Annotated in this window: 7 protein-coding genes and 2 pseudogenes; 1 reads left to right on the plus strand and 8 read right to left on the minus strand. The window is 54.4% G+C overall.

Features of this window, described 5'->3' with window-relative positions; translation table 11 throughout:
• From CEF10_RS17465 to CEF10_RS16910, 6 genes are all read right to left on the minus strand, one after another.
• The coding region (locus CEF10_RS17465; RefSeq protein ID WP_157933024.1) for a transposase at positions 1-153 on the minus strand (153 nt) is incomplete at its 3' end.
• 90 nt (positions 154-243) lie between these two features.
• Positions 244-774 carry a sulfotransferase gene (locus tag CEF10_RS11490; RefSeq protein WP_101068326.1) on the minus strand — a complete coding sequence of 177 codons (531 nt, stop codon included), beginning with the start codon at positions 772-774 and terminating at the stop codon, positions 244-246.
• Positions 775-809: 35 nt separating this feature from the next.
• Positions 810-1,037 carry a sulfotransferase family protein gene (locus tag CEF10_RS11495; RefSeq protein ID WP_157933016.1) on the minus strand — a complete coding sequence of 76 codons (228 nt, stop codon included), beginning with the start codon at positions 1,035-1,037 and terminating at the stop codon, positions 810-812.
• Complete coding sequence (locus tag CEF10_RS11500) at positions 1,027-1,824, minus strand: hypothetical protein (RefSeq protein WP_157933017.1); 798 nt, start codon at positions 1,822-1,824, stop codon at positions 1,027-1,029. Before CEF10_RS11500 ends, CEF10_RS11495 begins: the two co-directional genes overlap by 11 nt.
• A 13-nt stretch (positions 1,825-1,837) precedes the next feature.
• Positions 1,838-3,826, minus strand: coding sequence for a glycosyltransferase (locus CEF10_RS11505; RefSeq protein WP_101068329.1), 1,989 nt, complete (start codon positions 3,824-3,826; stop codon positions 1,838-1,840).
• Entirely contained in the window at positions 3,826-4,536 is a 711-nt protein-coding gene (locus CEF10_RS16910) for a hypothetical protein (RefSeq protein WP_157933018.1), read from the minus strand. The genes CEF10_RS11505 and CEF10_RS16910 overlap by 1 nt, the downstream gene beginning before the upstream one ends.
• A 189-nt stretch (positions 4,537-4,725) precedes the next feature.
• Between CEF10_RS16910 and CEF10_RS11510 the strand changes: the two are divergent.
• Positions 4,726-5,315, plus strand: a pseudogene (locus CEF10_RS11510) (IS481 family transposase); the annotation flags it as partial.
• Between the two features lie 271 nt (positions 5,316-5,586).
• Here the strand turns inward: CEF10_RS11510 and CEF10_RS11515 are convergent.
• Positions 5,587-6,060: pseudogene (locus CEF10_RS11515) on the minus strand (transposase); the annotation flags it as partial.
• 427 nt (positions 6,061-6,487) lie between these two features.
• Complete coding sequence (locus tag CEF10_RS11520; protein ID WP_101068330.1) at positions 6,488-7,672, minus strand: hypothetical protein; 1,185 nt, start codon at positions 7,670-7,672, stop codon at positions 6,488-6,490.
• Positions 7,673-7,802 lie beyond the last annotated feature (130 nt).

A 7,802-nucleotide genomic window follows, 5' to 3' on the forward strand; every position in this document is an offset into this window, starting at 1 on the left:
ATAGAGATGCTGCCGCGTAATGTCGTGCCGCCGCGCGACGTCGGAAACCGTCCAGCCGTTCACCCCGACTTCCCCGAGGATCTCCAGCTTGAGCGCGTCCGGCCACCGCCGACGCCGCTCCACTCCAAGCACCACACCGTCCCGCACCAGCACCTCCGCCGCAGACGACGTCGTTAACGACGTCAATAACGACGTCGCTTAACCAATCGGACCGATCACTGGCAGGCGGTCGGAACCGGGCGCTTACAAAACACTGTAAATTTGCGACTCCAATTCTTGGGGCAAGGCGTCATTGCTCGGGGATGAATTGTGTCGATGAGTGAAATCCGCGCCAGAATACCGGATAGACAGGTAGTCACAAATCTCGTGGATGGCACTGTCTTGAAACAGCTCCTCATAGAAAAGGACCAGATACCCGCCCTCGCCAAAAGCAGCATGCAAGGCTTTTAGAGTGAGATCATAACGCCCCCGCGCTATGTGCTGCCAATTACCCAGATTTCGGCTCGCCAATTCAATTGCGTTTACAGTGCTTCCTTCTCTCTCACTCATGCGCATTGCGGACCAGTATCTATCTACTGGTTCGCGCATAATGAATATCGGCCTGACATCAGGATGTGCCTGCCTGATTTTCTGGAAATGTTCTGCATGTAACAATGAATATGTCGGGGTGATTTCGCCGCAGACTTTCTTTCCTTCGCACCTATTGCTAAAAAAATCGAAGTACTTGGCAGTGTTTCCCCTCATTGCGACACGGTCTAGAAGGTCTTGAGACATGCCCAAGGCTCTGCCATTCGTCCCTCCACTGCCAACTATGCTGGCAACACTTTTTTCAACCACCCGAGATAATAGTTGGCTGGTAGATCTTTCACGAAGTCCGACAGGAAAAGCTCGTCAAAAAAATGCATCTCCTTTATCGGTGACAAGTACACCTCATCATGCGACGAAAGATAGCGGTGGAGCCAGGTTGTGCCGGCCTTTTGCGCGCCAATACCCAACATGAATGTTGGGTTCTGACGTACGTCGTGATCACCCGTCATCATACAGCATCCACTCATGCTCGGTCCCAGTGATTGCCTCGCGGAGTTCATCGAAGTTTTCTATCAGGTCGGAAACGGGTTCGGGGTTCATTTTAAAGTTTCCAGGATTGGGATCTACGCCATCCATATCCAAGATGTTTGCCGCAGCTTTCACAACATCCTCTGAGAAGTGACCATTCGGTTCGAACATCTCGCTATAGATGAGTCGCTTCGCGTTCGGCATGGAGTCGAGCATTGCCGTCACCCTTTCATCCTGAAGCAACAAGCGGTCGATGAAATCCAATGCCTCCGAGACGTTGACATTCAGTTTTGGCTTTTCTGACACCAAGTGTTCGACACGACCAGCCGACCATCTGCCAGTCGCTTTCGCCATCTCCTCCGAAAGGTAGATGCGCAGCTTATTTCGCCTGATTATATGGACCGCATGCGCCTTGGAATGCCTAATGAAATTGAGCACGAACGGCGATCTTCCATCCACGTCTTCGCGGGCTGGTATCAGGTTGAGACCGAAGTACTTCACGTCCATGGCAAGTTTTCTGTGATCTGACTTCTGCCGAAGTTCTTCTATAAAATCCCTGAAAAGGGTTGCATGGTGTTCTGGGTGGACCAAGTGCGGATGCGTTTCGACTCGCTTCAGGACGTAGCGATAAAATCGGTCCTCATGCGAAAGGTCACCATGGAATATCTCATCGCAATCTCTGGCTCCGTGGCGCTTAAGAAGGTCACGAAATACCGTCGTCCCACTACGCTGACGCCCGATGATAAAGATCAGATCAGAACTGCGCATTCCCTGTTTCCCTTCACTTGCTCACGGCCCGCGCGAATATTGCCCGGGTCACGGCAAGGCTCTTGTCCGGCTCGCGCTGAAGCGTTTCATGCAAAACCTCGCGCAACATGGTCTGCGTGCCGACGTTCTGGCCCTCGGACCATGGCCACGACATGGAACCTCTGCGGAATCGATACAGAAACCCCGCCTCGGGCAGCAGGACCGCGCGATATCCGCGCCCCTCGAAGTCCAGCCAGAAGATCCAGTCATCCCCCTCGCCGTTACGCCGCGTCGCGTCAAAGCCGATTTCTCTCAGAATATCGGTCCGAATGAGCGCCGTCATACGGAAGTCATTCTCCAGGATATGGATGTAATCATTAATTGTATTGCGCAAAATCAGCTCATTTTGCTCGCCAAAATTGCGGCGCTGCGGAATGATTGCGTCAGGTTGCGTCACGGCCTCGTTCCAGGCCTCCAGCATATGCTCCAGAAGCGTTGGCGCGAACAGGTCGTCGGTGTCAACAAAGATCGAAAGCGACGTGGTGCATGCTTCGATAAGCGTATTGCGCGACGCAAGGAGCCCAGCATTCGGTTGCTTAATAATTTGGCAATCAGGCAAAAGGGCCTGAGCATACTCGAACCAGGGTTGACTAACTTCTGGTGTGCCGTCATCACAAATGAGCACGTTGGGGATACCCGCTGACTGTGTTGCAATGCTATCAATGGTTTCCATGAATTCATGATTAGGTTTGTACGCCGGGATCAAGACCGTAACGTCTTTGATTTGGGCGCGCTGTCGTGGTACCGCATGTGCACGCCAACCGCGCTTCCGATCGAGTGCTTTCGAATAGGTATTTCCAAGTGTATTTGCGACTGTGTTAGGGTCAAGGGTACGGCGGCAGTATTCTTGAACCTGCGCCACAACCTGTGGCCCGTCTGCGATAATTTTTTCGAATTTTTCCTGCAGTCCACGCACCGAACGCATCTCGCTATCGAGTATATAGTCGTGCAGATCTTCAGGAAAAAACTCTGCCATGGCAGTGTTATGCCGAACGATTGGAACCTGTCCGGCATCAATTGCTTCGATGCAGGCATATGAAAAAGTTTCATCCGTCCCAAGATGCGGGCTGATCGCCCCTCTGTTCAAGAGGTCAAGAACTACCTCGCGCGGCTTGAAGTCGGAATAAGTCAACCGGTCGCGCAATTCAGGCCGCAAACGCGCCCTACAATATTTCAAGATATCGGGCTCGCGAAATGGTGTGAAACCAACACGCCCGATAAGCTCAACCCTGCGGAGCGGAACGACAGAATGGAGAACGTTGGACGCGTAGATAAGCTTATCGACACCTTTCTGAATAGAAAGCCGTCCAATATATTGTATATCGTTGGTGACAGTCAGGTTTGCTTGCCCCACCTCATTACGGAATGCGTATGGCTCTCGCACGAGGCGGGTTTGGGTTTGGATATCCAGTGATCTTAGGCGGTCCTTACTGGCGTTTGACGGCACGACCACCAGATCGCTGACGCGCATCTGTTGACGTTCCGCAAGATTGTTCGCCCTTGCCCAATCTTGGTACCCAATCTGGTCTGCTTCGAAAATAACTTCGCTCAGGCCGTGATGGAATGTGGAAAACAGGCGCCTTTCCGCCCCTTTCTTAACTTGTAACGCCTGAAACAGCGCAAGACAGGGAGCTTGATAATCTGTGGCTTCGACCACATCGATATCCCACCCGTCAATGACGCTCTTCAGTCGGTTAGCAAGATAGAATGAAAGGCTTTGAAAGTGCGGCCTACTTGGAAATTGCTCATGGACGTCGCTTTCGCGAAAGACCTCTATGTGAACTTTATCCTGGTCAAAAGACCCCATTTCTCGGGGAAAAGAGAATTCACTCTCCTCTCGAAACGTGAATAGAAAGACTTCATGGCCCTGGGACTTTAGTGCCGGAACCATGTATTCAAGGTATGTCGCGATCCCTCCTGCGGGAAACAAAGGTGTCTCGCTTGAGACAAAAAGAATACGCATCACTCCGCCCCTAAAGAAAAGCCATAGAGGTTAAATCGGTAGCTCCCATAGGTCGGCAGCCAAATCAAAACCTTTAGGCTTGAAGATGACGCCAAGAGGCTCTCGAGCTTTTTATCATCATCGTAAAAAAGGGTATGAGCCATCGGGATCGTTGTAACTGGGAAAAAGCCGATTTTTAAATCTTCGTGCCCCCCGCGCTTTTGAGCTCCCCGCAAGGTTACTTTAACGACATTTGTGTGTAACGACTGGTGGGGTTCAACAAAAGAAAATTCCCCTAGCAGGCTAATCCTAAGGTTATTAACGTCTTTCAACGCATCTTCTTCAAGATCCACCTCAATTGTCATCCATCGGGTGTTTGCCCCATCCGCGAAGACTGGGTGCACCCCGAACCTTGGAGAGCGGATTTCCAGATCACCAGAACCGGCGGTTTCTTTACCAGCTGGCTCAAAATCGAGCACAGCCCAGTTCTTTCCGCCATGACTCTCGTATCCAGCTTGGACACCTTTTGTAAATTCTTGATGAGGTTTAACTACTCTTGGCGAAATAGCTTCATTGCTCGCCATGAGGGCATTTAGCTCCGTATAGATACTCGAATCAGGTTGTTTGAAATCCTGAGCACAAGAAGATGCTCGCTCTGCCTCCAGCAAGCGCGTCAATCGTTTCACGCCATCTGCAAGAATTCTTTTTCGTGAAGAAACTTCTTTGGTCATTGTGTACGCCACTTAAACCACTTAATGCTGTTTCGTCTATAACCAATTTAGACCATCGATCGTTCGAATGCCACCAAAACCATACTGGGCCTTTACCTGTGCAGTCCCGGATGATCACATTTCCCCTCGGCGATCGGTTTTGTTTATGGCAAGGTTGGTGCTGAGGGACATTCGGGATGGAGGGCAGGCATGCTGATCTCTTTTTACAAGGAGGCGACGACGCCGAAGGTGCGGGCGGCGATCCAGGGCAGCAAGGTCCCAGCCGCTGACATTTGCGCAGATAACATACGATCTACAAGTGGCGCAAGCGTGACAGCGTGGACGACCGCAGCCACACGCCGCACCGTTTGCAGACGACGTTGACGCCCGCGCAGGAGGCCGTCGCCGTGGCGCTGCGCAAGACCCTGCTGGTGTCGCTGGACGACCTGCTGGCGGTGGTGCGCGAGTTCCTGAACCCGAATGCGTCGCGCTCTGGGCTGGATCGCTGTCTGCGTCGACACGGTGTCGGCAACCTGCGCGATCTCAAAGCCAGGCCACCGCAGCCGAAGCGCAGCAGCTTCAAGGCCTACGAGCCCGGCTACATCCACATCGATGTGAAGGATCTGCCTCAGATGGCTGATGAATCCTCGCGCCGGTATCTGTTCGTGGCCATTGACCGCGCGACCCGGTGGGTCTTCATCCGCATCTTCAAGGCCAAGACCGCGGCCAATGCGCGGCGCTTCCTGCGCGACCTGGAACAGGCCTGCCCGATGCGGATCCGCACGATCCTCACCGACAACGTCCTATGTCGGGAAAATCTGGACGCTTAGGTCAGCAGGTCATGGGGCATCTGTTGCTCCGGATGCCCTGTTAAGGTTGCCCAGACGGGCTCTGCCGTCAAGAAATGATCTCTTCCATAGCAAACACAGGGTACGCGCGGCGGCGGCCCTCACCGTCCTCAATACGAGATCCCAAATCCCAAGCAGAAGGCCCGAACATTATCTACGAGGGTGAGCCATCGCGTCGCCATGCGTTCGAGACCGATGGCGAACAAGCTGCCTCCACGGCTCGTCAGAGAGAGGTCCTTTCGCCTGGGCTCACCCCCTCGATGAACGGGCGATAGGGTTCGCCGTGATTGACCACGGCGTGTACGGTGCGCGCCATCTTGGCCGCGATCGCGGTGTAAGCCTTGCGGCGCAGATGGGCATTATGCCGGTCTTTCGAGATGTAGCGTTCGAACTTGTCCCGGAAGCTTTTTGTTCGCTTGAGGACGGCGGTCTGGCCGGCCATCCAGAGCGTGCGCCGGAGCCGAGCATTGCCATACTTCGAAATACGGCTCTGGTCGCGGAACATGCCGGACTGCACGGTCGAGAGATCCATGCCGCAAAACTTCAGAAACTGCCGGTGATGCCGGAACCGGCGCAGGTCGCCGGCCTCGGCCAGGATGGTCATCGCGTTGATCGGGCCGATGCCGGGAATGGTCGTCAGCAGCTGATAGTCGGGCAGGTCGGACAGCAACTCGACGGCCCGCGCTTCGATCTCATCGTGGACCTGTCGCGTTTTTGTGCCGCCCCAAGTTCTCATTTACGCGGCCTGAGCCTCGTAGGCCAAGGGGCTTTTCCAGACAAAGCCGGTCGCGCTCTCCGCCCCCCATCGGAGGGAAGGCCGATAGATCGCACACGGTCCGACGCAGCAACGCAGACGCGGTGTGAGGAGGGACGGGAGGCGGTTGCGCGCCGTGGGACCGTGTGAGGACTTGGGCCCTTTGAAGTGATCGGTTCGAGAACTGACTGGTGATCCGTGGCCTAATTTTTCTTTCGGACGAATGGACTTTTCCCCCGTGGGCAGGGTCGATTCAGCCCCGAGAATACGATGAAAAGCAGACCTGCCCGGTCAGTGGGTGGAGACACCTTTAGGCTAGCTCACGGACCTCTGCGTATTCTATATACCATTGAGATGAGGAGACCGTGATTTAAAAGAAGTCTTCCTTCGTATGTGCCATCTTGGGGGATAGTTCTTTAGAAGCCTCTGTGTCTTCGGGATCGATGACTGAGGCATCTTCTTTTTCGTATTTGACAAGGTCCACTGAGATTTCCTGTAGGAAGTACTCGGCTCCTTCAGGACACGAGAGTGGTTCGATCATCCTTGGCTCTCTGCCCGCGACGGAGACGTCAAGCCAAGGCGCATGAAACCCCAAATAGTTGGTCAGTGTCCGTCTTAGGATACGGAGAACTTGATATTCGTCCAATCTCCTGACCAGAAGGCTGTCGTGGATGGGAAGGGCCGGGATATCCTGACAACAGAGACGCCGAACGGCTTCGACCAATATCTCGGACTCGATGAATTGCAGGGTCAGGGTCAGGCAGGGTGACCCGTCGAGGAAGGGCATGACCTCAAAGACACCCGGAAGCATATCCTCGACGTTTGTGTTGCCCAGCTCATACTTTTCCCTGAAGGAAATACCATCGTCTTGGCGAGGGAACCTCGTGGGTCTTCCGCCATCGGCGTGGACGATGCACTGCACGAGGGTCTTCGCTGCTTTCCTGAGTGACGCTGTCTTTACCCATGAGATGGCGCTGTAGGGGTCCTTAGGCAATCTCTCGGGATGCTCGTAGAGGGCAGCGAGGATGGCCACATGCGAGGCCTTCAGATCGATCTCGCAGACCGTCTCGCCGTCGATGGTATGGCACAAGCGATCAGCCTCCGGCGTTCGCTGGTATTCTCCGTATAGGCGTCCACCGCTGGTCAGGTCGCCCGTGAAAATCCTGCTCAGGGTCGTGTCGATCTGTCGACCTTCAGCATCCCGAAGCGAATGTCGGGACAGACTAGCATTTAGAGAGTGAACAATCTCCTGGTGCCGTCGAACCTCATCGGAAGGGAAGCGATTAAGGGGAAGGCGCTTCTTCTTGTACGAGCCCCAGTAGTCTTTCTTGGGCTCTCGGACCTCGACCGGGTGAGGCCTCGCCCGCTTGAATACCAGACGCTCCTGCCAACCTGCCAGACGTTCCCGAAAGGAGGAGGAGCAACAGTAGACCGCGCTCTGTCCCTTCCCAGGTTTGACGATCCTCAGGATGTAACCCTTCTCGAGCAGAACTGTCGTTATCTCCCGGGCGGCCTTGTAGCCGCACGGCGTCCCGGTCCAGCAGTGTCGGTCCATTCGGATGCCGAAGCGCTCGACGCTGATAGTGTCCCACCGAATGGTGTAAGAGCGCCGACCTTCGGTAAGGCCCGAGCCTGATCAGGACGCCACAGCTGGCAACCTGACGTTGGGATTGTCGTTGACGCGG

The sequence above is a fragment of the Roseovarius salinarum genome, from assembly GCF_002834145.1.
GTDB classification, from domain to species: domain Bacteria; phylum Pseudomonadota; class Alphaproteobacteria; order Rhodobacterales; family Rhodobacteraceae; genus Roseovarius; species Roseovarius salinarum.